Raw genomic sequence first — 22,443 nt, forward strand, 5'->3', positions numbered from 1 at the left:
CTCATCAGAAAACAGCTGGTGAGCGTGCCGATCTTGAATCTTTATTTTCAGTATGTCTTAATCAGACAAACAGAAAACGACATAAAGCGACATGTTCATGAACAATACTGATGCGGAAATGATGGGGACGGATATTCATCTCTCTGCAGCGCGGCTGAAAGCTGCCCGACGGCGGGACCGCCGTGAACAGGCATGCCACTCTGGCGACGGCGCTGCACTATGCGCGGAGATTGCAGAAATTTACCGGCAGGATTGCCGTGCCATATGGTCTGCAATACGCAAACTCTGCCGGCGCCGGACACATCCCGCAGGACTGCTGGCCCTCAAAAAGCGCCAGCCTGCAACCGTCGAGACCCTGCTTGAGATTCAGATCAGCCGGATGGAACTGGCCAGACTGATCGACCAGCACAGCCGCATGGCAGAACTGCGAACCAGTGCTGCATTATTGGGAGAAGCCGTTTTCGGCAATCAGGCAGATCGGTCCGCGCCCTGAGGGCGCGTTAACATGACCGCTATCCTGCCAGAAACAAAGTGGGGCGAGCGATGGGACTTGAACCCACGACCCCCTGGACCACAACCAGGTGCTCTAACCAACTGAGCTACGCCCGCCACAGAGTGCGCCGGTTTACCCTTCCCTCCGTGCTTCGTCAAGAAGCAGCGTAAGGGGCTTGCCTGCACCCCGGTTTTGCCAGACGATCCGCCGCCGCATGACAAGGGAGTTAGAAAAATGAAACTGGCCGCCAATCTGTCCCGACTGGGCACCGAAAGCGCCTTTGAAGTTCTCGCCCGGGCCAACGCGATTGATCGCGAAGCCGCCGCAAAGGGCCAGCCACGCATGATTAACCTCGGCATCGGGCAGCCAGACTTCCCGACACCCGGGCATATTGTCGAAGCCGCCGTCAAGGCGCTGCAGGACGGGCATCACGGATATACCCCGGCCAATGGCATCCCTGAACTGCGGGAAGCAATCGCTGCGGATATCAAGAAATATCGTGGTGTTGAGGTCAATCCGGATCAGATTGTTGCCGTTCCCGGTGGCAAGGTGACCATGAGTTTCGCCATCATGATGTTTGGCGAACCGGGCACCGAAATCATGTATCCCGATCCCGGCTTTCCGATTTACCGCTCAATGATCGGCTTTACCGGTGCCAAGGCGGTACCAATGCCCCTGCGTGAAGAGAACGGATTCTCTTTTGATGCAGATGAAGTGCTCGCTGCGATCACCCCCCGCACCCGGCTGATCATCGTCAACAGTCCGGCCAACCCGACCGGCGGCAACGTCTCTCGTGCGGAAGTCGAGAAGCTGGTCGCCGGACTGGCAAAGTTTCCGGATGTCGCAGTCATGTCGGATGAGATCTATTCACGCATGACCTATGGGGCACCGCATGTCAGCTTCCTCGAATTTCCTGAAATTCGCGACCGGCTGATCATGCTCGACGGGGCATCGAAAACCTATGCCATGACCGGCTGGCGACTTGGCTGGGCCGTCTGGCCGGGTGACCTGGCAGAACTCGCCACCCGCATGGCCATCAACATTCATTCCTGTGTCAATGCCGCGACCCAGTATGCCGGTATTGCCGCGCTGACCGGCCCGCAGGATGCCGTTGATACGATGATGGCCGCCTTTGCGGAACGGCGGCGCTATATCACCGACAGGCTGAACACCCTGCCCGGCGTCAGCTGCATCGAACCGCTGGGCGCGTTCTATGCCTTCCCGAACATCACCGGAACCGGTATGACGGCCCGCGAATTCCAGAATCAGGTTCTGGCCGACGCCCATGTCGCAACCATCGCCGGGACCAGCTTCGGCGATATGGGTGAGGGCTTCATCCGCTTCTCCTATGCCGCCAGCCTGGAAGCGATCACAGAAGCCCTCGACCGGGTTGAAGCATTTTTGAAAGCACGGTAACCGCCCTGACAGGGGAAGCCCGGACCACCTGAGTATCGCGCCCGCAATTTGCACGAATTTTGAGCATTATAGCTTGCGTATTTTTTGTGCATATGGCGAAATAAAAGGCATCGCATGTTGAGGAAATTTAGCCGTTTCAGATCTAAGCCTTTGATTCTCTGGCAGAGATCGGGAACTCTTATTCTGGCACGCGTTATGCTATGTTCGTCGTGTACCGCCTGACAGCGGAACACTTAACTCTCCGATCCGGAAAAACGAGTTCATGAAAAAAATCGAAGCGATCATCAAACCCTTCAAGCTGGACGAAGTGAAGGAAGCGCTTCACGAGATCGGCCTGCAAGGTCTCACCGTGACTGAAGCAAAGGGTTTTGGCCGGCAGAAAGGACATACCGAGCTGTATCGCGGCGCGGAATATGTCGTTGATTTTCTGCCCAAGGTTAAGATTGAAGTGGTTGTCGATGACGATATGGCCGAAAAGGCCATCGAAGCTATTCAGCAGGGCGCTCACACCGGGCGCATCGGCGACGGCAAGATCTTCATCTCCACCATCGACGATGCAATTCGCATCCGAACCGGTGAACGCGGTGGTGACGCTGTCTGACGACAGCATGCCATCGCCTGAAATCATCCTGAACAACAACCACCATTACGACGGGGTACAGAAATGTCGGACGTAGCATCCGTTCTGAAAATGATCAAAGAAGAGGGTATCGAGTTTGTGGAGCTCCGCTTCACCGATACCAAAGGCAAATGGCAGCATACCGCTCAGACGGCTGTTACCATCGACGAGAGCGTCTTTGAAGACGGTCTGATGTTCGACGGCTCATCGATTGCCGGCTGGAAAGACATCAATGAATCAGACATGATTCTGATGCCGGACGCTGCCAGTGCCGTTATCGATCCGTTCGCCGCCCAGCCGACCCTCGTGCTGTTCTGTGACATTGTCGAGCCGTCAACCGGCGAAGGCTATGACCGCGACCCGCGTTCACTGGCGAAACGTGCTGACGCCTACCTGAAATCCACTGGTATTGGCGACACCTTCTTCGTCGGCCCGGAACCGGAATTCTTCATTTTTGATGATGTGAAATTCATCACCGGCCAGCAGAAATCGAGCTATGAGCTCTATTCGCCGGAAATGCCCTATACCGGTGACTTCGAAATGGAAGCCGGCAACCTCGGCCATCGTCCGCGCGCCAAGGGCGGTTATTTCCCGGTTGCTCCGGTTGACAGCGCCCAGGATCTGCGCGCCGAAATCTGCTCCAACCTCGACGCCATGGGCCTCAAGGCTGAAAAGCATCATCATGAAGTCGCCCCGGCCCAGCATGAGCTCGGCTTCGCGCTCGACACCTTCCTGAACACGGCCGACGCGGTACAGATCTACAAGTACTGCGTCACCATGACCGCGCATCAGTATGGCAAGACCGCCACCTTCATGCCGAAGCCGATGTTTGGTGATAACGGTTCCGGCATGCATTGCCACCAGTCGATCTGGAAAGACGGCAAGCCACTGTTCGCCGGTAACGGCTATGCCGACCTGTCGGACATGTGCCTGTACTACATCGGTGGTATCATCAAGCACGCCAAGGCGATCAATGCCTTCAGTAACCCGACCACCAACAGCTACAAGCGCCTGGTACCGGGTTATGAAGCACCGGTTCTGCTGGCCTATTCGGCCCGCAACCGTTCCGCTTCCTGCCGTATTCCTTACGGTAACAGCCCGAAGGCAAAGCGCGTTGAAGTCCGCTTCCCGGATCCGCTGGCCAACCCGTATCTCGCTATCTCCGCCATGCTGATGGCCGGTCTTGACGGGATCGAGAACAAGATCCATCCGGGCGAGCCGATGGACAAGGATCTCTATGCCCTGCCGCCGGAAGAACTGGCCGGTGTACCGACCGTTTGCGGCTCACTCCGTGAAGCACTCGAAGCACTTGATGCCGACCGTGACTTCCTGAAAAAGGGCGACGTGTTCTCTGACAGCATGATCGATGCCTATATCGAACTGAAGATGCAGGAAGTTATCGCCGTCGACATGGCACCGCATCCGCTCGAATTCGATATGTACTACAGCGGCTGATTATTAACCGGACAATCCGGTTAAGATGCGGGGCCGCCCATTGGGTGGCCCCGTTGTCGTTTCCGGGCCTGACACATGAAACACAGGTTTCAGCCTGCGGCTCATTTTGCTATCTTCCGCTGCATGAACATCAGATATCTTATTCGAAAACTAGGGACTGTAAGCATCCTGCTGATCGCCGGACTGGTGATTGCGGCCTGTGACAGCCTGCCCTCTGTCTCCCTGCCTGATTTTTCATCTGCCACACCGGCTGGTGAGCGGGGGATTCCCATTGTCAGCATCGACCCCGGCACAGAAGCTGCCCGCCAGGGCATGCAGGCAGGCGATATCATCGTCGAAGTGAACGGCGATGATATCTACACAAAAGATAATCTGGTCCGGTCGTTCGGTGACACCGGTCGCTTCTTCCGAGCAAACCGCGTGACCGCCCTGCGGGACGGCAAGGAGATGCGGTTCAGCATCCGCACCAACCTGCAATATTCCGGCATTGTGACAAAATCATCGACCGGCATCATGCCGCCGCGCAAGGATTCCTGAGCAGCCCTATCCGGCGATCTGACACCGGACAATCTGTTTATCAGCAATCATCCCCTCAGTTCCCGTCGCATAGGCTTTGTAATGCGGCGTGTTGCGATGATCGTCCAGAGCTGCGGCATTACGGTACTGCTCAAAGAAATGCAGACGGTTTTCATCCGCTTCATCCTCAAGCACCACAAATCCGAGATTGCCCGGCTCATCACGACGCGCGGCTTCTGCATTAGCCAGAATCAGCGGCATGAATTCCGCTTTCCGGCCGGGATGCAGATCAACGGTGACGAATATCGCAAAGGCGCCTTTAACCGGCGTTTCTGAAGGCATGAATTCTATTCTCCCAGTTTAACAGTGATGGTTTTCCCGCCATAGCCATGCACCTTGTCATGGGCGCGGAGTGTTACTTCACGGATATCAGCCGGTATCTTTACCCCGCTCAGGCTACGGGTAAAGGGCTGCTCTGTCTCATGCGGATGCAACAGCACACGGGTGCCAAGTACGGTTCCGTCCGGAGCCATCACATCCCACTTGTCCGCATAATGATCCCAGCCCGTATCAGCATGGGCCACGGTGACATCGAACCGCCATGTTTCGCCGGATTTCGTGGCACTGGCCTTCACGACATCAGCTTCACCGGCAAGGGCCAACAGAGGCCATCCGGCCAGAATGACGAGGATGATCATAATTCTGCGCATGATGTTCTCTCCTTTTCCCGATATATTGTTATTATACGGACAATAACCAAAACCCTCGGGAGAATAACATGGAACCGCGGATCATTCGCGCCGATAAGACCAAAACCAATACCGGCCCGGCCAGCAATTTTGGTGGCCAGGTCATGCATGAAACAGTTTTTGTGCCGGAAGATCCTTCCCGGCTGCGGGTCTCGAAAGTCACTTTCCTGCCCGGCGGCCGGACGAACTGGCATACCCATGCTGTCGGACAGGTTCTCTATGTTCTGTCCGGTATCGGGCGCTACCAGCTTGAAGGCGGCCCGGTTGAGGAAATATGCCCCGGTGACACGGTTGTCATCCCGCCGAATGCACGCCACTGGCACGGCGCTTCACCCGATCAGATGATGTGCCATCTCGCCATGTCAGAGAGCGACGATCAGGGCCGGGGTACGGACTGGCAGGAACTGGTCGCCGAAGAAATCTACACCGAACAGCCCGCCTGACCATCTCAGGCTCCGGCCCCCGCCACACCAAGGTGACAGGGGCCGGATCGCCGGGCCTGAAAAATGTCGCTCTACTCTCTTCGTTGCTGACAGAATCGGAAAACAGAATTGGGTCAGGTCCGGAATATCCTGTTCATCATGTGCGATCAGTTGCGGGCCGACTATCTCGGCTGCAACGGGCATCCGACAATCCGGACACCGAATATCGACGCCCTCGCCGCATCCGGGGTCAACTTCACCCGCGCCTTCTGTCAGGCTCCGGTCTGCGGCTCCTCACGCATGTCATTTTATACCGGCCGTTACATGTTCTCGCATGGCGCCACCTATAACGGTGTGCCGCTCCGTATCGGCGAACAGACCATCGGTGATCACCTTCGCCCGCTCGGGATCAGGACCGGCCTGATCGGCAAAACCCATATGGCCCCGGACATTGCCGGTATGCGGCGCCTCGGACTTGATCCGGCATCACCCGAGGGCGTGCTGTCCCGCCAGTGCGGGTTTGAACCGTGGGAACGCGATGACGGTCTGCACCCGGATCAGTCTGCCGATCCCAATCTCGCCTATAACCGTTATCTGCGCGAGCAGGGTTATGACGGCGACAACCCCTGGCACACAGCCGCCAACGCCTCGACAGGACCGGACGGAGAAGTACTTTCCGGATGGTATCTGCGCCATGCTCACTTGCCCGCAAATGTCGCCGCAGAACATTCTGAAACGGCCTACATGACCAACCGGGCGATTGAGAAAATCACCAACCTTGGTGATACGCCGTGGTGCCTGCATCTCAGCTACATCAAGCCGCACTGGCCCTACATGGCCCCTACCCCCTATCACAATATGTACAGCGACAGCGATATCCTGCCGGCCAATCGTTCAGACAATGAAAAACAGACCCCGAACCCGGTTATCGAAGCTTTCATGCAGCATGAAGAGAGCCGCAATTTCTCGCGCGAGGAAGTCCGCCGCCGGGTCATTCCCGCCTATATGGGGCTGATTACTGAAATCGATGACAATATCGGTCGCCTGATGGCCTCACTGAAAGCCAGCGGGCGGCTGGAAGACACACTGATCGTCTTCACCAGCGACCACGGCGACTATCTCGGGGATCACTGGCTGGGCGAGAAGGAAATGTTCCACGAGGAATCAGTCCGCATTCCGATGATCATCTATGATCCGGACCAGCAGGCCGATGCCCGCCGGGGAGCCAATGATGACCGGCTGACCGAAGCCATCGATCTGGCTGCCACCTTCGTCGATGCGCTGGGTGGTGAGGCAAAACCGCATATTCTTGAAGGACGCTCTCTGCTGCCGCTGACCAGGGGTGACGGACACACCGTCTGGCGTGACGCTGCATTTTCTGAAGCCGACTACGCCTTTCGCGGTGCCCGCCACAGCCTTGGTCTGGCCCCGGATGAAACCCGTGCTTTCATGGTCCGCACCAGCGACTGGAAATATGTCAGCTTTGACGGCTTTCCCCCGCAGCTCTTTGATCTCAGAACGGACCCGCAGGAACTGATCGACCTTGGCCGCAGCGACAGCCATCAGTCCGTCAGGGCAGAGATGGAGGCCCGGCTTGCCGACTGGCTGAAGCATCGCCGGATGCGGACAACCATCGACCATGACACCATTGCCAGACGTACCGACAACGCCAAGGACAGGGGATATCTGTTCGGAGTCTGGTGACAGGGAACACCGCCCGACTTCCGGGCAGCATAAAAGAAACGAGGACAAAATGACTGCCACATCAACCCGGCCCGACTATATCCTGGAAACCGTGAAGAACGGCATCCTGACCATTACTCTCAACCGGCCGGAAGTCCGCAATGCGATCAATGATCAGCTTCGGGCGGAACTGATTGCCGCCTTTGAGCGGGCACAAACCAGCAATGATATTCGCGGCGTCATTCTGACCGGGGCCGGAAAGGGCTTCTGCTCCGGGGGTGACATCGGTGGCATGCGTGAGCGCCTGAATGCACCCGCAGGTGACGTCGCCTTCAATGGATGGCGGCGTCAGGGCAGTACGCACCGTGGGATTGCCGCCATCCGCAGCCTGTCGAAACCTGTCATTGCCGCCGTCAACGGCGCTGCCTTCGGTCTCGGCCTCGACATGGCGCTGGCCTGCGATTTTATTATTGCGGCTGATGGTGCAAAGCTGTCGATGAGCTTCATCAAGCGCGGTCTCGTCTCCGATGGTGGCGGCATGTATTTTCTGCCCCGGCGGGTCGGGCTTGTCCGCGCCAAGGAACTGATCCTGTCCGCCCGCGTCATCGAAGCCGCTGAAGCCCTCTCTATCGGCATGGTTGACCGCGTCTCCGCAGCTGACCGGCTGGCTGATGATGCACAGAGCTGGGCCGAAGAGCTAAGCGCCGGGTCGCCGGTTGCCATAGCCCTGACCAAATCAATCCTCGACAAGACATTCGAGAGCAGTGAAGAGCAGATACTGGCTCTTGGCCGGGAAGCCCAGTCGATCTGTTATACAACCGCCGAGCATCGCAAATCGGTTGAAGATTTCCTCAACAAGACCGGCAAGTGAGCCGCTGGCATGACCTCAATGGATATGCTTTTCCGACCGGCCAGTGTCGCCATCGTCGGCGCTTCATCTGATCCGGATAAACTGAACGGCCGGCCGGTCACTTACCTCCGGCGACATGGCTATAAAGGTCAGATATTTCCGATCAATCCCCGTATTGACGCCATTGGCGATCTGAAATGCTATGCCGATGCCCGCGACCTGCCCGTCGCTCCTGACCTCGGCCTCGTACTGGTTGGCGCGAACCGCGTGATTGACGCCGTCCGGCAACTGGCAGACCGGGGCACCAAAGCTGCCATCATTCTGGCCAGCGGGTTTAGTGAGACCGGTGAAGAAGGTCGTGCCCGTCAGGCAGAACTGATGACTGCCGCCGGTGACATGCGTATTCTCGGCCCCAACACCATTGGCCTCGTCAACCTGACAGATGGCATCATGCTGTCAGCCAGCGGCGCGATGGAGACGGCCGAATTCAACAGCGGCAATATCGCCCTGATCTCGCAAAGCGGAGGCATTCTCGGTTCTCTGCTGTCCCGCGCTGCCGGGCGCGGAATCGGTTTCTCAAAACTTGTCGCAACAGGAAATGAGGCCGATCTCGACGTTGCCGATTTCCTCAACGCTGCCGTTGATGATGATGCCACTGACGTGGTCGCACTCTATCTTGAGACGATCCGCAACACCGATAGCTTCAGGCAGGCAGCGCGGCGGGTGCTGGCCGCTGGCAAACCGGTCGTTGTCTACAAGGTCGGACGTTCAGAATCCGGTGCAAAAGCTGCTGTCTCCCATACCGGCGCGCTGGCCGGGGCCGATGAAGTCTATGATGCTTTCTTTAACCAGCTCGGAATCATTCGTGCCGGGACATTCAACGACCTGCTGGATATTCCGGCCGCACTGGCGACCGGTCGCCGGATGCAGGGCAATCGTATCGCCATCGTGACTTCAACCGGCGGCGCAGCCACGATCATCGCAGATAATGCCGGACTTTGCGGGCTGGAAATGCCAGCCCCAGACCCGGACACAGCGGCACAGCTTCGTGCCCTCGATCTGCCGGATGTGGTTCTCGACCAGAACCCGATTGACGTGACACTTGCCGGGCTTCGTCCCGACCTGTTCAGCAACATCATCCGCATTCTGGCCGACAGCCCGAGCTATGACGCCATCGCGGTGGTTGTCGGCTCCTCCTCAATCGGTAACCCGGAAGTCGTCGCCGGTCCCTTGCGAAGCTCTCTCAGCATTACCGGCAAGCCGCTGATTGCCTATGTCAGTCCGGACGCCCCGACGATTCTGAAAACCCTGAACCAGAACGGTATCCCGGCCTATGCAGCACCGGAGACCTGTGCCGCCGTGCTGATGGCACTACAGCCGAAGCAAGGGGCCGGTTGGGCAGAGCAGCCTGCCCCCATTCCTGTCGATGACAACGACCTCCCCTCCGGAACGCTGAATGAAGCGGAAGCGAAGAAACTGTTTTCCCGGTTTGGCATCCCCATCCCACGGGAAGAACAGGCATCATCACCGCAGGAAGCAGCCCGTATAGCCACCAGGTTTGATGGCCCCGTCGTTATCAAGATTCTGTCCAGTGAGATCCTCCACAAGTCCGATATTGGCGGGGTCAGAGTTGGTGTCGCCGCCGAAGATGTCGAGACCTGTTGTCTTCAGATGCAGCAGACCGTGGCCCGGCACAGCACTGCCCCTCTGGATGGTTTTCTGGTGCAGGAACTGATCCGTGATGGCGTTGAGCTGATCCTCGGCTTCAACCGCGACCCACAGCTTGGCGCTTATATTCTGCTCGGCGCGGGCGGGGTCACGACCGAGCTGTATCACGATGTCGCGCTCCGGCTATTACCTGTAGATCAGTCGCAGGCCCTGACCATGATCGACAGCCTGAAATCCGCTGCTCTGCTCCGGGGTTTTCGCGGGCGACCACATGCTGACATCACGGCGCTGGCAGATACCATCGTCGCCTTTGCCAACATGGTAGCCACTTTGGGCGACCGGCTGGACGAAGCGGAAATCAATCCGGTTTTCGTTCTGCCCGAAGGGGCCGGAACCCGGGCTGGTGACGGCCTCGTCGTACTGAAGTAACAGCACCTCTCCGGCTGGTCAGCTGATATAGTGCAGCCGGTCGAATTGCTGGCGGAATGCAGAGGTCTCCACCAGCAATGTCTCGGGCCTGTCACTCCGGATCGCAGAGGTAATCAGTGTGGCGAGGCGCTCAACATGCTCTGGCCCGACACCCCAGCGCACCAGTTCCGGCGTACCGATACGCAGACCGTTCATGTCACCCCCAACCTCCGGCAGCGGCAAGCCGATACCACAGGCCAGAAAGCCTGCCTTGCGGATAGCCTGCGACATTGCCTGTCCGCCTCCGAAACTGGCGGCTTCAATGGCAAACTGATGTGACCGGGTGAATCCCTGTTCCGCTGCGAAAACCGGAAGCCCCAGACCATGCAGGGCCTCTGCCAGTTTCATGGAGACGTCTATCATCTGCGCAGCATAGGCCTTACCATGATCCCGCCAGTCGAGCATCGTGACCGCAAGTGCGGCAGACTTTGCGGCGTCAAAGTTCGCCGTCATGCCCGGAAAAGCGATTGCGTCGAGCGATTGCGCAATATCCGGATCATTGGTGACAATCAGACCACCGGCCGGCCCACCAAGGCTTTTGTACGTGCTCATGGTCATGAAGTGGGCGCCTTCGGCCAGCGGGTCCCGCCAGGCCTTTCCGGCAATGATTCCGCACTGATGCGCGGCATCAAACATCACCTTTGCACCAACTTCATCAGCAATGGCCCGGACATCCTGCACGGGATGTTCAAAAAGGTTCAGACTACCGCCGACCGTGATCAGCACCGGCTTTTCCCGGCGGGCCAGATCACGCAGAGCATCGATATCAACCGTATAGCCATCTGCATGGACCGGAGCCGGAATCGTGCGCAACCCGTACAGCCCGGCGCAGCCTGCAGCGTGATGTGTCACATGCCCGCCAATGGTCGCGGGCGGGGCAATAATCGTATCCCCCGGCTTGCAGGTCGCCATGAAGCCATAAAGGTTTGCCATTGCACCGGAGGCCACCCGGATTTCAGCAAAACGGGCATTGAATATCTCGGCACAAAGTTCTGCCGAGATGATCTCGATCTCCTCGATCGCTTCCAGCCCCATTTCATATTTGTCACCGGGATAACCAAGGGAGGGGCGAGAGCCGATACCAGAGGCCAGCAATGCCTCAGCCTTCGGGTTCATGACATTGGTGGCCGGATTCAGATTGAAGCATTCACGCTCATGAATCTCCCGGTTCCGGTTGACCAGCGCCTCAATGCGTTCGCGGATTGCGTCCGAAGTCTGCGACGCAGTTTCCACGGCAACCGACTGCACAAGCGCCTCGCTGCCTGAAGGTACCCAATCCCGTTTCATCAGTGTCATGTCAGATCTCCCTGTTGTCAGCAGTTTCCGGCACTCGACAAATTCCCGCAAACCGGTATTTCTGTAAAATGGATTAAGAAAAACTAGGGGTAGGTTATGTCGATCACTCCACCGCGGCCAAAATTTCCGCCGCTCAATTCACTCCGTGCCTTTGAAGCTGCAGCACGTCTTTCCGGTATCGCCCCTGCCGCGGAAGAGCTCTGCGTTACCCCGGCGGCGGTTTCCCAGCATATCAAGACGCTGGAAGCCTGGGCCGGAACGCCACTTTTCGAACGCCGGTCACAGGGTGTTCGCCTGACTGCCGCGGGCGAGGCCCTTGCCCCGCATTTCGAGAAGGCTTTCGACCAGCTGGGCCTTGCCGTCGCCAAGCTGCGTAGCTGGGCACCGTACCCCACCTTCAATATCGCTGCCCTGCCTGGGGTAGCGCAGCTTTGGCTGCCTGACAGACTGCCTGTTCTGCGTCCGGCCCTCAGCCCTGTCCGGCTTTCGGTCTTTGCGGTGGAAACACCACCAAACCTGCGGCGCGATATCTTCGACCTGTCGCTTTTCATCCGGGAACAACCCGACGACCTTTCGGATCACGACACAATCATCGTTCTGGAAGAAGACCTGATTTTCCCGGTCTGCACCCCTGCCCTTGCGAAAAACCTGCGTGAAACAAACGACTTGTCGGACCACACCCTGTTGCATGACGCAGTCTGGTCCGACGACTGGGCATGCTGGGCACAGCAAACAGAAAGCAGCATTCCCGACGCGTCCGACGGGCTGCATTATTCGCTCTACAGCATCGCAATTGAAGAAGCCAAATCCGGTGCTGGTGTTCTGATGGCCCACCAGTGTCTGATCGAACGCGAACTCCGCAACGGCAGCCTCGTCCGTCCCTTCCCCGGTTCCGCAAAAACCGGCAAGGCACTGGTCATGGAACTGCGTCCGGACAGCAGGCTTGCCGCCCGGGCGGCAGAGATACTGCGCACAGATGGCGCCGTGTCCTGATCAGGCCGGTACCGGCATCCCCAGAGATGCAGCCTGTCGCCGATCAAAGGCCTGACAGACCTCATCATGGTTATGCCCCCGAATACCACCGCGTACAGTACCCGGTTCGACAGAGCCGTAATAGGGCGTCCAGCTTTCCGGCAGGGCAACGGAATCGGGGGGTGCCAGCCACAAGCGGTAAAGCAGACGCTTGCGATCTTCCTCGTCATGATCTTCAAAGGTTGTACGGGAATGCAGCAACTGGTGATTATTCATCAGTTGCAGATCACCCGGTTCCAGCCACATCGTGTACATGATATCCGGTCGCCGCAGAATATCGTCGAGCAGGTCAATACATTCATTCTGGATCGGAGTCAGCTTCGGCACGCCTTCCAGATCCTGCGCCGTCCGTACGCGGTTACGGTTCCATTTACCGAACAAACGACCCTCCCTGAAACCATATAGCGGCTGCGGATAAAACGGACCTTCATCTGGCGCTTCTTCCTGATTGCGGCTGAAATAAAAATCCTGACAGGCCACTTCGGCGAGGTCCGGGCGTTCCTTCACCAGCGTCTGCCAGGCAGAAATATTGCTGGAGGCCATGCTCTGCCCCCCGGACTTCGCCTTGTTGTAGCAGGCCAGCGCGACCAGGTCACAACTGTCCGCATGAAAATCCAGATCAGAGTTCGTGTTGTAACCGCGCCCACCTGCCGCACGGTAGGTCATCCCTGCAGAACGGACTTCCGACATGTAATGCGACGCTTTCCCCTGGGGACGTGCGACCCCGAGATTAAGCCCGATCGCCCAGGTCAGCAGCTTGTATTCATCAGCACTCAGGACAGCGCGGGGCAGTCCTTTGACCAGCGACAGACCATATCCGAAATGAGCTTCATGTGCGGCCGCTGTAATAACATCCATTCCCCGACCAAGATCAAAATCATCACGCGCATAATCGAAATGGGGACGCTCCGGATCGAAGGCCTGCTTTACCGCCCGCGCCAGCTGCGCTGCGTCCTTTTCCTCAACAGTGAAAACCCATCGGCGGTCGCGCGCCAGGTCCTCAACCCGCCAGGCGGCTGACGTATCAAATTCCGGAAAGTTCATCTGGCTGGCTCCTGCGTCATAAAAGAAAGGCTGGTCGAAGTTAACCGAATATCCGGAGAGGAAAAACACATCAATTGTATTAACCACCATACAAAATTCAGAAACTCAGTGACTGGCTCCCTGCTGCGGGAAACAGCCAGAATATGAACCTCCAACGAAAAAGGGAGGCTTGCGCCTCCCTTCCGTGATTGTACTGGTTTTCAGCCAGAAACTTTAATGTCGTTGTCAGCTCGGAAAACGAAGGCTCCCGCGCAATCCGAGTCTCACAATCTGGTCTGAACCCATCGCACCAAAATCACTAGACACTGGATCACCTCCTTTCGAACGTTGAAAACGAATCAGATTCTAAACGGAAATCGAAATCACGCCTAATATTAATCGCGCTTTTTTCCCGGAAGAATGGCCCTTCCGTAGAATCTGCCATCTAAAATCCGTAGAGCACCGATGGATTATCAACCAGTATTCTGTTCCTCAACGCTTCATCGGGTGCCCAGACTGCCAGTTGTTCGGCCAGCGCCCCGTCATTCGGCATGGCGCCCCTGAACACCGGATGCGGCCAGTCAGTCCCCCAGAGAATCCGCTCCGCATTAGCCCCGATCAGGGCTCTGGCAAACGGCTCCACATCCCTGTAGGGCGGCAGGCCTGGCGCTGCGATACGGTAGGATCCCGATAGTTTTACCCAGCAGTTCCCGTCTCGCAGCAGATTTAGAAAGTCCTGAAACCCCGGATGGTCGAGCCCATGTTCGGTTTTCATATAGCCGAGATGACCGACGCAGACATCAACCGCCATGCTGTTCAGGGTCGCACGGAGGTCCTCGAACTCATGAACGTGGATCAGAACTTCCAGGTGCCAGCCCAGATCCTTTATCCGTTCCGTAAAACGCCGCACCTCATCAATGCCATCAAATGGCATCCCCCCCTTGTCGACCAGATTAACGCGGACACCGCACGCCCCCTGCTCATGCAGCGCCTCAAGCTCGTTGTCCGTCACATCAGGCCCCAGCGCCACCACGGAACGGCAGCGTTCACCCAGACTGGCTGCGGCATCCATCATGCAGGTATTATCCGTGCCATAGACACTGGGCTGGGTCAGGACAACCCGCTCTATGCCACCAAGGGTCCGGTGCAGCTTCAGTAATGTCTCCAGAGAAGCGTCAGGTGGCGTATATCCCCTCGACGGCGAATAAGGATACCGGCTCTCCGGCCCGAACACATGCGCATGGCAATCCACAGCACCGGCCGGAACATCGAACGACACCGGCCGAGGCTCCGGGTCCGGAGCCTGACAAAAGGGATAGGGGTCATTCATCGTCTGATACTCCGGGCAATGTCAGAGACAGCATACAGGTACATCAATACCCTCTTACCGGACGTCGAGAAACCGGGAACCAACAAGATGGCGACAGACAGGGTAAAGAGTACCGGCTGGTCATGGCCCGCATCTCTCAAACGCAACCAAATGGACCAAAAATCCAGCATTCCCGCCACTTGTTCATCGGAAAACCCTGCGGCATAATTTCATTCAGGTACGCGCCTGCCAGTCATTGTTCACCTGCCCTAAGGATCTTCCCTGACATGTTTCGCCTGTTCACTTTGGCCATTGGCATGGCCGCACTGCTGTCCGCCTGTCAGACGACAGAAAACCACATCCCCTCCCAGCCTATCGGAAAGGCCCCGCCGGCGGCAGATGAATTTATCCTCTTCGACAACCTGACGGGGGCCCTCCCCTACCAGCGATGCAATGGCTGTCCTAAAGATGGCGGTCCGGTGCAGGTGCGCGTCCGGCTTAATGGCAACAATTTCATCTATCAGGTCGCCTATGCTCCGCTCCCCGACCGCAGGTTCGACCTGAACAAACTCTACAACGTTGAAATCAAGGTCTGGTTCAACGGACGATCGGGTTATTCCACAATTCTACGGGATATCAGCTTTGACGATGCGAAGAAGGAAACCGGCCCGGACGGACGGTCTTATTACGTAACAGACTGGATGTGGAGTGGCGTCCACTACAACATCACGTCACTGGGAACTGATCCCTACATCTTTGGCAAGGTCTACGAAAACATCCGGAACGACCGGCTCAAAACCCTAAAGGCTTTCCACGACAATATCGCTGCGGGTGTTCATATGAAGCCCTGGCAACTTGATGTGACGTCTGTGAATTATAAAGCAAACACCAGCTGGCATGCGCAGCGGACTCTCCACGGGGATGCAGCAATAGCAGCCCTCAAGAACCCTCAGGCTGCCTATGAGCAACATTTCGCTGCAATGGATGCAGCCATTTTTGAAGATAAGGCAAAAATGCGCGCCGCCCAGAACGACAACAAGGCCTACAAGCAGTTTGTCGCTCTTGAACTGGAGCCGCTGACATTTGAAGGCATTTACAACAAGGCAAAATGCCCTGCCCTGCCCTACAGACTGGAATACAACTACCACCCAGCCCAGACCTTCTATGACGAAGCTGAAAAATCCCTGCGACGTGCCGATTGTCTAAACAAGGTACTGGCAAACTACGATCCGGGCGCCCTCGCCGACCGCTACGAGCAACTGTCGGAGGAAGAAGCTGCCCTGTTTGAAAAAACCCATGGTATCAAACGTTTCTCGCTCAAGGATGCCCATGCCCAGTCCCGGGATGCCACAGCATACATCCGCACAGCCCTGAACCGGGCGGATTACCTGTTCGAGGGCGGCGACTACACGGCCCGAAAACGCGCACAGACCCGCCGTGCCCAACAACAACAGCGCGCCCAGATGCAGGGGCTGATGGCCGGGCTTCAGGGCCTGCAAAGCAGTCTGCAACAACGTCATGATGCCGCCGCCAGCCGTGTCGCCCGACTGCAGGCCCAAGGGGTCGAGAACCACCGTCGCAAGTTGCAGACACAACGGAACCAGTTGTCCGCAACAGCCAGAAGCGCCACCCCGAACACCGCGTCTTCCGGTTCATCATCCGGCAGCACAGGTAACAACAACAGCAGTTCAGGTCAGCAGGCCGCGAAGGTTACAGCACCGAAAGGCCCCATGATCGCGGCCTATCAGGCCGCCAGCAGCATCACGTCGCTGTCGAAAGACATCGCCCATTGCGACCCGGGCGGCGCCTTTGATTCAACCCGCATCCACGAGGTCAAGTGCACAGCGGTAAAGCTGGTCCGCCTGCCGATGCTTTCTCCCTACCGGGTGAAGAAATGTACCGGCGATCCCGATGTTGATGTCATCGACGCTCATGAAGGCGCGATCATCGGCGCCGTCATCCGGATGCAGTCAGTCAGCCGCGGAGAACTGGAGAAACTGCGCGCCATCGGTAAGCAGCGAACCAACCATCTCGCCGGTCTGTTCTTTGAACAGGGCGAGCCACAGGCCAGCAACGAACTGATCGAATGGAAGTACCGGCAGACACGTCAGGGCACAGTCGACATGTATTTTCGCGACCGGACGGAGCTCAGATCCTATGTCCGCAACAACAACTGCGCCGCTATTCTCTGGACAAGAGTTGACGGATCAACCCACGAGGAGCGACTGGACCGGGTACGATAGCGGAGAGGAGGTACAATCATTTCGCCCCCCTGCACCGCAGAACCGGGACAGCTGAATGATCTCCTCATAGTTTAAAACGTAAGCGCAAAGCGTCCAGAAGGGGCTTTCTCCATTCTGGACGGTTTGCTGAAATACTGCACTTCCTTCGTCATTTTATGATTGGCCTGACGGTATACTGTTCTTCACCTTCACAGAGCCTGCACATATTGCGGATACGGGGCCGCTTTCAGTCCGCCTTAATGTCTGTTAGCTTTAACTTTCTATCTAATCGAAAAGACACTCTCCGGTCATGGGACAGGTATTCCTGCCCCATTTCTATTATTGGTACGAAACCGGCGAAATCTTTTGCCATTTGGCAGCCGTATGCTGATTGACGACATAGACCAGCATCTGGTGCTTGCGGATGATGATACGAAGCAGACCCGGGAATTGAATAACGTCTGGCCCGCCCCTGATCACGACCCAATACCAACGGAAGTCTGTAACCGGTCTTATCCATCGCTGAGATAACCGGGAAACATTTCTTGTTGCGCGACAATCAAATGTGACCGGACATCGGTTCAGCGAGGTGGTGTCGCCCGTCAAAGAAGGAATACCCAAACTTATGAGAACCACTCTGAAGTGCCGTGTTTTAACCATCCTCGCCCTTATCGTGATTTTTTTTGGCGCGGTTTCAATGGTAACGCCAATTCCCGGCGGAACCCTGCTCATGGCACTCGGATTAGCACTGCTGATTTATGCCAGCCCGAAAGCACGCCTCTGCGTTCAGTGGGCACGTAGCCGGATGACGCGATTGGATCGCATCGTTGCATGGCTGGAACGAAAAGCCGGTTCACGCATCGCCGTCATCAGCGATACGCTGGCCAAGACGCGCCCATTACAAGGAACGGAGAATCGCAGGTTCAGCCACAGTGAATACGTGGCCCATTATATGGAAAAGGAGCGTCAGGAAAACGCCGGGGGTCACAATGCCCCGTAAATCGGTCAGGTTTTATACTTATGTCTCCAGCCCTTACGGAATGAAAGTGCATGGATATTTGCTGTACAAACAAATTCCGTTCGAGCTTGTGTACGTCAACCCGATCCATCCGGAAAAAGACCTGCCGATGGGCCGTGCTGTACCGGTATTGGAAATCGATGGCGAGGTGCGAGCAGATTCATCACCGATTGGCATCTGGCTGGACGAGGCATTCCCGGATACACCACAGTTGATGCCCGATGACCCGACCGCTGCTGCATCCGTGCATTCAGCAGACACATGGATCACAGACGTCCTGATCCCAGCGATCTTTTACCGCGTCCATCCACGCTTAACGGCACCCGGCAATTTGCCTCGCACAATTGCCGATACGCTGCGTCTCGGCTATTGCGTCGATTACACCACACCGGGCGGCTTGCCGTTTGGGTTGCGATATCTGTGGCCGCTTTTCATTAACCGGGCCGGTTTCATCCGGCGGATGGTGGCACCATTGGCGAGTTCTGCCAGCGCTGAAGCGTACCGCGCCACAGTGTTGTCAGCTCTGGACAGGAAATTGCGCGACCGCGATTTCATAGCCGAGACCAACACGCCCTCGCTCGCGGATATCGGCGCGTGGGCGTTAATCGCCGGGCCATATTTGCTGGGGTTGAGAGGCATGGATGATTATATCGCACATGCCAACGTCCTGCGCTGGATGCGGACGCTCGAACCGGCGGTACGTGGCGGTACTGGTCTGCCGCCTCTGGTTCCTGCCCTCCTGAATCGCTGACGTCGCACTGATTTGAGACCACTCATGCAAGAAAAAAACGCCCGCGCTTGATGCGACGAGCGTTCTTTATATTTCTTCTCCCTCCGGCGTCATCATGACGCCGGAGGGAGACCAAGAAGTATCAAGTGATCAGCGCAGATCGATCACATCGCCCCCCTTGGGGTTTGTGAAGGTACGTTTTTCACCGTTCAGCCTGGTCACCTGCAACGCCTTCGGTGTTTCACCTGCCGGAATGGCGAAGAACACGTTCGGCGTCTGGTCGGTACCCATGCCGACACCCGCAACAATCTGCTTGGTATAGGAGTTACCCTTCGACATTTCGAGGACCAATGTCGCCCCGAGATAACCGGCCTGGTCCGGCACCAGAACTTTGACAGTCTGTCCATTGCTCTGGTTCAGGAACCCGCGTACCGGCCCGGCCATATTGATCCAGAACACATCCGGTTTGCCATCACCGTTAACGTCGGCGATCAGCGGTGACTGACCGTAATAGGGATTGTTCAGTCCCAGTTCGTCGAGATGATAGAACCCTTTCTTGTTGTCCTGGTCCAGTTGCAGGAACGCCTTGTTGGGCAGCTTGTTAACGTTATGCCCCGGCCATTTGATGTAATTCTGTGCGACCATGAAATCCAGTTCGCCATCCAGATTCAGGTCTTCAAACACACCGCCCCAGGCAAAGCCATAGCCATCCAGATCATAATCGGCGGTAACGTCAGTGAACCGCATGTCGCCGTCGTTGCGCAGGATCAACCACTCCAGATTGAGTTTCTGATCTTCCCGCAAGTCGCCGCGCACAAGGTCTTCAGGAATGGATGATCCGATGTTGGAGACGAACAAATCCTGATCGCCATCCTTGTCCAAATCGCCGACGCCCAGACCCATCCAGTAACCCAGCCCCGGATTGTAAGCTATCGGCTGGAAGTCAAGATCGCCGTTATTTTTCCAGATTTCCAACGGCCCGGTGTTGTTGGCAACGACCAGATCCTGTTTACCATCATTATCCAGGTCCACGAAGACACTCAGAAACGAATTCTGCACCCCGGCGGTTCCGGTACGTCCGGTAACATCCTGGAAAGTACCGTTGCCGTTGTTCAGCAACATGATATTCGCCTTGGCATGATCAGGGTCGTTGAAGGTAGCAGTGACGAAATTGGCACCGTCGACGAAATTGGTGACATAAAGATCGGGCAAATCGTCGCCGTTCAAATCAGCAAGGCTGATCGCGGTGGAAAAGGAATTCGTCGGATAATCGGCGTCTATCCGAGTGCCGGTAAATTTGCCGTTGTCATTAACGTAGACCCACGCCCCATCCTGTTGCGCGATAACGAGGTCTGTGTCGCCATCGTTTTCGATATCGATGGAAACAGCACCGAACGCTGCCTCGTCGATGGACAAGCCGGTCTCACTGGTGATGTCGATCATTTTACCATCACGATAGGCGAGGATCACTCCGCCCTGTCCCCGGGATCCGGATACGAAAATTTCCATGATGCCATCACCGTCAATATCTATGGCTGCACCGCCGGTGAACGGAAAGCGCCCCTCAGCCGGTTCATGGGTAAAATTCATCGTCATTTCCTTGAACGGCTGAACGCTCGGCGGGTTACTGGCCGCACGAACATTTTCTTCTTCCTTGAGGAAAAAGAAATAATAGAATCCACCGCCCGCCAAAATGATGAGGCAAACGAGGCCAATTATTACCTTCTTCATGTGATATTTACCTTGGGTTATTTTATGATCAGCAACGAATGTTGCTAATTTTTTTCTCTGATGCCTGGAAATATTCACGGGCATATAACCATTATTTTTATAGGGTGAATTCCTTTTTTTTCAAGTCGCTGGATTTATCGACGATCACCTGACCGTCTCCGCCCACAGGGTCAGGACAGTATTTTCCAAGACGAGTTTCGGCATGAGTCGCAGCGTCCGGAATCGCAGCGCATCCTTTGTCTCAGAAGAACTTTTGCTGACAAACCACCTCGACGGTTACAGGCAGAGGCAACCGGCGGCTTGGAAATCAGTGTCGGGAAGCAGGGGCTGCAAACCTGATGCGGACAGCAGTGCCTTCCCCGACGTTGCTTTCCAGTTCAAGCTTGCCGTCATGCAGTTCAATCAGGGACTTGGCAATTGCCAGACCAAGGCCCCAGCCTTCCTGGGACTTGTGAGGATCGGATTCCGTCCGGACAAACGGATTCATGACCTCTTGCAGATTTTCGGCCGGAATACCGCATCCCGTATCACGAATGACAACCTCGGTTTCCGGCAAATTGACATTCACTCTGACGGTAACAGAGCCGCCTTCCGGTGTGAATTTGATAGCGTTCGACAACAGATTTAACAGAACCTGCAGAAGCGCCCGTCTGTCGGCATAAAGCGGCGGGATATCCTGCGGAATTTCCGTCAGTAAATCTATGCCATGGGCCTTCGCTTTCTGTTCTATGATTTTCAGACTCTCAGAAATAAGATCCCGTATTTCGACCTGCGTCAGTGTCAGTGATTTACGGCCAGCTTCAATGGTTGAAATGTCGAGGAGGTCATTGACCAGCTCCAGCAACAATTCACCACTGAAGTGAATGTCTTTCGCGTATTCCACATACTTCCCGCCCTCGTCTGCCGGCCCGAAATATTGTTTACTAATGATATCGGAAAATCCGAGAATGGCGTTCAGGGGCGTTCGCAACTCGTGACTCATGGTCGCAAGAAACTGGGACTTGGCCTCATTTGCCCGCTCTGCGTCCTGCAGGGCCAGATCACGGCTCTGCTCTGCCCGTTTACGGTCTGATATATCGAGAATTCCGACCGGCGTATTCTGAATCAGTTCTTCTGTATCCGGCAGCGGTAAAAAAATGATCACTGTCAGTTCTTCACCATCGCTGGCCCGCATCAATGTCTCGGTCCGGTAATGTTTCTCGCCATCCCAGATCGCACAAAAAACATTCAGACAGAACTCATGATAATCCGGGCTAAACAGGCGACTGATAGATGATATGAGTTCCTTCTCATTTCTGAATTTAAACAATGTCAGTGACGCAGGATTTACATTGTTTACCGAAATCATACGCGCCAGGTCTGCAACCAGATGATGGTTCTCCTGAACATGCTGACGAAAATCCTTTACCCCTTCTTTCCTGAGACGCTTCAGCTCCCTGAAAGCCGCCAGAAGATCAGCGTTCCAGATTGAAATCTCCGAACTTTCGAACAGATTTTTAAAGCGCGCCTCACTACGGGTTATTTCATTCTCTACCTTCAGCCGGAGATCCTCGCGGGCAAGCATCAGTCCGCCAAAAAACAGTCCGATAAACATGGCGCTGCCCCACGGCACAAACATCCGTTTGAGGATCGACCATCCCGTTTCAAGATCGACAATTACCAGAAAGCTGGGAATGATTACGATAATTGCGAGAATCGCACCAAAGGCGATCTTCAGCGCAGAATCATTCCCGTCCCTCATTC

At 56.2% G+C, this 22,443-nt stretch carries 20 protein-coding genes and 1 tRNA gene; 13 read left to right on the forward strand and 8 right to left on the reverse strand.

Features of this window, described 5'->3' with window-relative positions:
- Window positions 1-97 precede the first annotated feature (97 nt).
- Window positions 98-493: a hypothetical protein gene (locus GH722_01195; protein MRG70371.1), complete on the forward strand. Its 396-nt coding sequence runs from the start codon at window positions 98-100 to the stop codon at window positions 491-493.
- 39 nt (window positions 494-532) lie between these two features.
- Here the strand turns inward: GH722_01195 and GH722_01200 are convergent.
- Window positions 533-609: transfer RNA gene (locus GH722_01200), tRNA-His, on the reverse strand.
- A 118-nt stretch (window positions 610-727) separates the two neighbouring features.
- Between GH722_01200 and GH722_01205 the strand changes: the two genes are divergently transcribed.
- From GH722_01205 to GH722_01220, 4 genes are all read left to right on the forward strand, one after another.
- Window positions 728-1,909, forward strand: coding sequence for an aminotransferase class I/II-fold pyridoxal phosphate-dependent enzyme (locus tag GH722_01205; GenBank protein MRG70372.1), 1,182 nt, complete (start codon window positions 728-730; stop codon window positions 1,907-1,909).
- Between the two features lie 262 nt (window positions 1,910-2,171).
- Window positions 2,172-2,510 (forward strand): P-II family nitrogen regulator, encoded by a 339-nt coding sequence (locus GH722_01210; protein ID MRG70373.1) that lies wholly within the window; start codon window positions 2,172-2,174, stop codon window positions 2,508-2,510.
- Between the two features lie 63 nt (window positions 2,511-2,573).
- Window positions 2,574-3,983 (forward strand): type I glutamate--ammonia ligase, encoded by a 1,410-nt coding sequence (gene glnA / locus GH722_01215; protein MRG70374.1) that lies wholly within the window; start codon window positions 2,574-2,576, stop codon window positions 3,981-3,983.
- Between the two features lie 75 nt (window positions 3,984-4,058).
- The gene (locus GH722_01220) at window positions 4,059-4,520 is read left to right on the forward strand and encodes a PDZ domain-containing protein (GenBank protein MRG70375.1); all 462 of its coding nucleotides are present in this window, start codon (window positions 4,059-4,061) and stop codon (window positions 4,518-4,520) included.
- A 6-nt stretch (window positions 4,521-4,526) separates the two neighbouring features.
- Here GH722_01220 and GH722_01225 read toward each other — a convergent pair whose 3' ends face one another.
- Entirely contained in the window at window positions 4,527-4,841 is a 315-nt protein-coding gene (locus tag GH722_01225; GenBank protein MRG70376.1) for an antibiotic biosynthesis monooxygenase, read from the reverse strand.
- 5 nt (window positions 4,842-4,846) lie between these two features.
- Window positions 4,847-5,209, reverse strand: coding sequence for a hypothetical protein (locus GH722_01230; GenBank protein MRG70377.1), 363 nt, complete (start codon window positions 5,207-5,209; stop codon window positions 4,847-4,849).
- A 68-nt stretch (window positions 5,210-5,277) separates the two neighbouring features.
- Here GH722_01230 and GH722_01235 point away from each other — a divergent pair, with 68 nt between their 5' ends.
- From GH722_01235 to GH722_01250, 4 genes are all read left to right on the forward strand, one after another.
- On the forward strand, window positions 5,278-5,691 hold the full coding sequence (locus GH722_01235; GenBank protein MRG70378.1) for a cupin domain-containing protein: 414 nt from the start codon (window positions 5,278-5,280) through the stop codon (window positions 5,689-5,691).
- 108 nt (window positions 5,692-5,799) lie between these two features.
- Window positions 5,800-7,374: a sulfatase-like hydrolase/transferase gene (locus GH722_01240; GenBank protein MRG70379.1), complete on the forward strand. Its 1,575-nt coding sequence runs from the start codon at window positions 5,800-5,802 to the stop codon at window positions 7,372-7,374.
- Between the two features lie 49 nt (window positions 7,375-7,423).
- Window positions 7,424-8,224, forward strand: a complete 801-nt coding sequence (locus tag GH722_01245) for an enoyl-CoA hydratase/isomerase family protein (GenBank protein ID MRG70380.1) — start codon at window positions 7,424-7,426, stop codon at window positions 8,222-8,224.
- Window positions 8,225-8,233: 9 nt separating this feature from the next.
- Entirely contained in the window at window positions 8,234-10,300 is a 2,067-nt protein-coding gene (locus GH722_01250) for a CoA-binding protein (protein ID MRG70381.1), read from the forward strand.
- A gap of 18 nt (window positions 10,301-10,318) precedes the next feature.
- Here GH722_01250 and GH722_01255 read toward each other — a convergent pair whose 3' ends face one another.
- Window positions 10,319-11,635, reverse strand: a complete 1,317-nt coding sequence (locus tag GH722_01255; GenBank protein ID MRG70382.1) for an aminotransferase class I/II-fold pyridoxal phosphate-dependent enzyme — start codon at window positions 11,633-11,635, stop codon at window positions 10,319-10,321.
- Window positions 11,636-11,731: 96 nt separating this feature from the next.
- Here GH722_01255 and GH722_01260 point away from each other — a divergent pair, with 96 nt between their 5' ends.
- Entirely contained in the window at window positions 11,732-12,628 is an 897-nt protein-coding gene (locus GH722_01260) for a LysR family transcriptional regulator (protein MRG70383.1), read from the forward strand.
- On the opposite strand, the gene GH722_01265 is transcribed toward GH722_01260, so the two are convergent.
- Together GH722_01265 and GH722_01270 are read right to left on the reverse strand one after the other, a co-directional pair.
- Window positions 12,629-13,801, reverse strand: a complete 1,173-nt coding sequence (locus tag GH722_01265; protein ID MRG70384.1) for a hypothetical protein — start codon at window positions 13,799-13,801, stop codon at window positions 12,629-12,631.
- A gap of 334 nt (window positions 13,802-14,135) precedes the next feature.
- Window positions 14,136-15,020 carry an amidohydrolase family protein gene (locus tag GH722_01270; protein ID MRG70385.1) on the reverse strand — a complete coding sequence of 295 codons (885 nt, stop codon included), beginning with the start codon at window positions 15,018-15,020 and terminating at the stop codon, window positions 14,136-14,138.
- Window positions 15,021-15,286: 266 nt separating this feature from the next.
- On the opposite strand from GH722_01270, the gene GH722_01275 reads away from it, so the two are divergent.
- The 3 genes from GH722_01275 (at window position 15,287) to GH722_01285 (ending at window position 18,990) form a co-directional block, all read left to right on the forward strand.
- Window positions 15,287-17,242, forward strand: coding sequence for a hypothetical protein (locus tag GH722_01275; protein MRG70386.1), 1,956 nt, complete (start codon window positions 15,287-15,289; stop codon window positions 17,240-17,242).
- Window positions 17,243-17,846: 604 nt separating this feature from the next.
- Entirely contained in the window at window positions 17,847-18,221 is a 375-nt protein-coding gene (locus tag GH722_01280) for a hypothetical protein (protein MRG70387.1), read from the forward strand.
- Entirely contained in the window at window positions 18,211-18,990 is a 780-nt protein-coding gene (locus GH722_01285) for a hypothetical protein (protein ID MRG70388.1), read from the forward strand. Before GH722_01280 ends, GH722_01285 begins: the two co-directional genes overlap by 11 nt.
- A 129-nt stretch (window positions 18,991-19,119) precedes the next feature.
- On the opposite strand, the gene GH722_01290 is transcribed toward GH722_01285, so the two are convergent.
- The gene (locus tag GH722_01290) at window positions 19,120-20,784 is read right to left on the reverse strand and encodes a hypothetical protein (protein MRG70389.1); all 1,665 of its coding nucleotides are present in this window, start codon (window positions 20,782-20,784) and stop codon (window positions 19,120-19,122) included.
- Window positions 20,785-21,007: 223 nt separating this feature from the next.
- Window positions 21,008-22,441 carry a hypothetical protein gene (locus tag GH722_01295; protein MRG70390.1) on the reverse strand — a complete coding sequence of 478 codons (1,434 nt, stop codon included), beginning with the start codon at window positions 22,439-22,441 and terminating at the stop codon, window positions 21,008-21,010.
- Window positions 22,442-22,443 lie beyond the last annotated feature (2 nt).

It is taken from the genome of Alphaproteobacteria bacterium HT1-32, assembly GCA_009649675.1.
Taxonomy (GTDB): Bacteria; Pseudomonadota; Alphaproteobacteria; order Rhodospirillales; family HT1-32; genus HT1-32.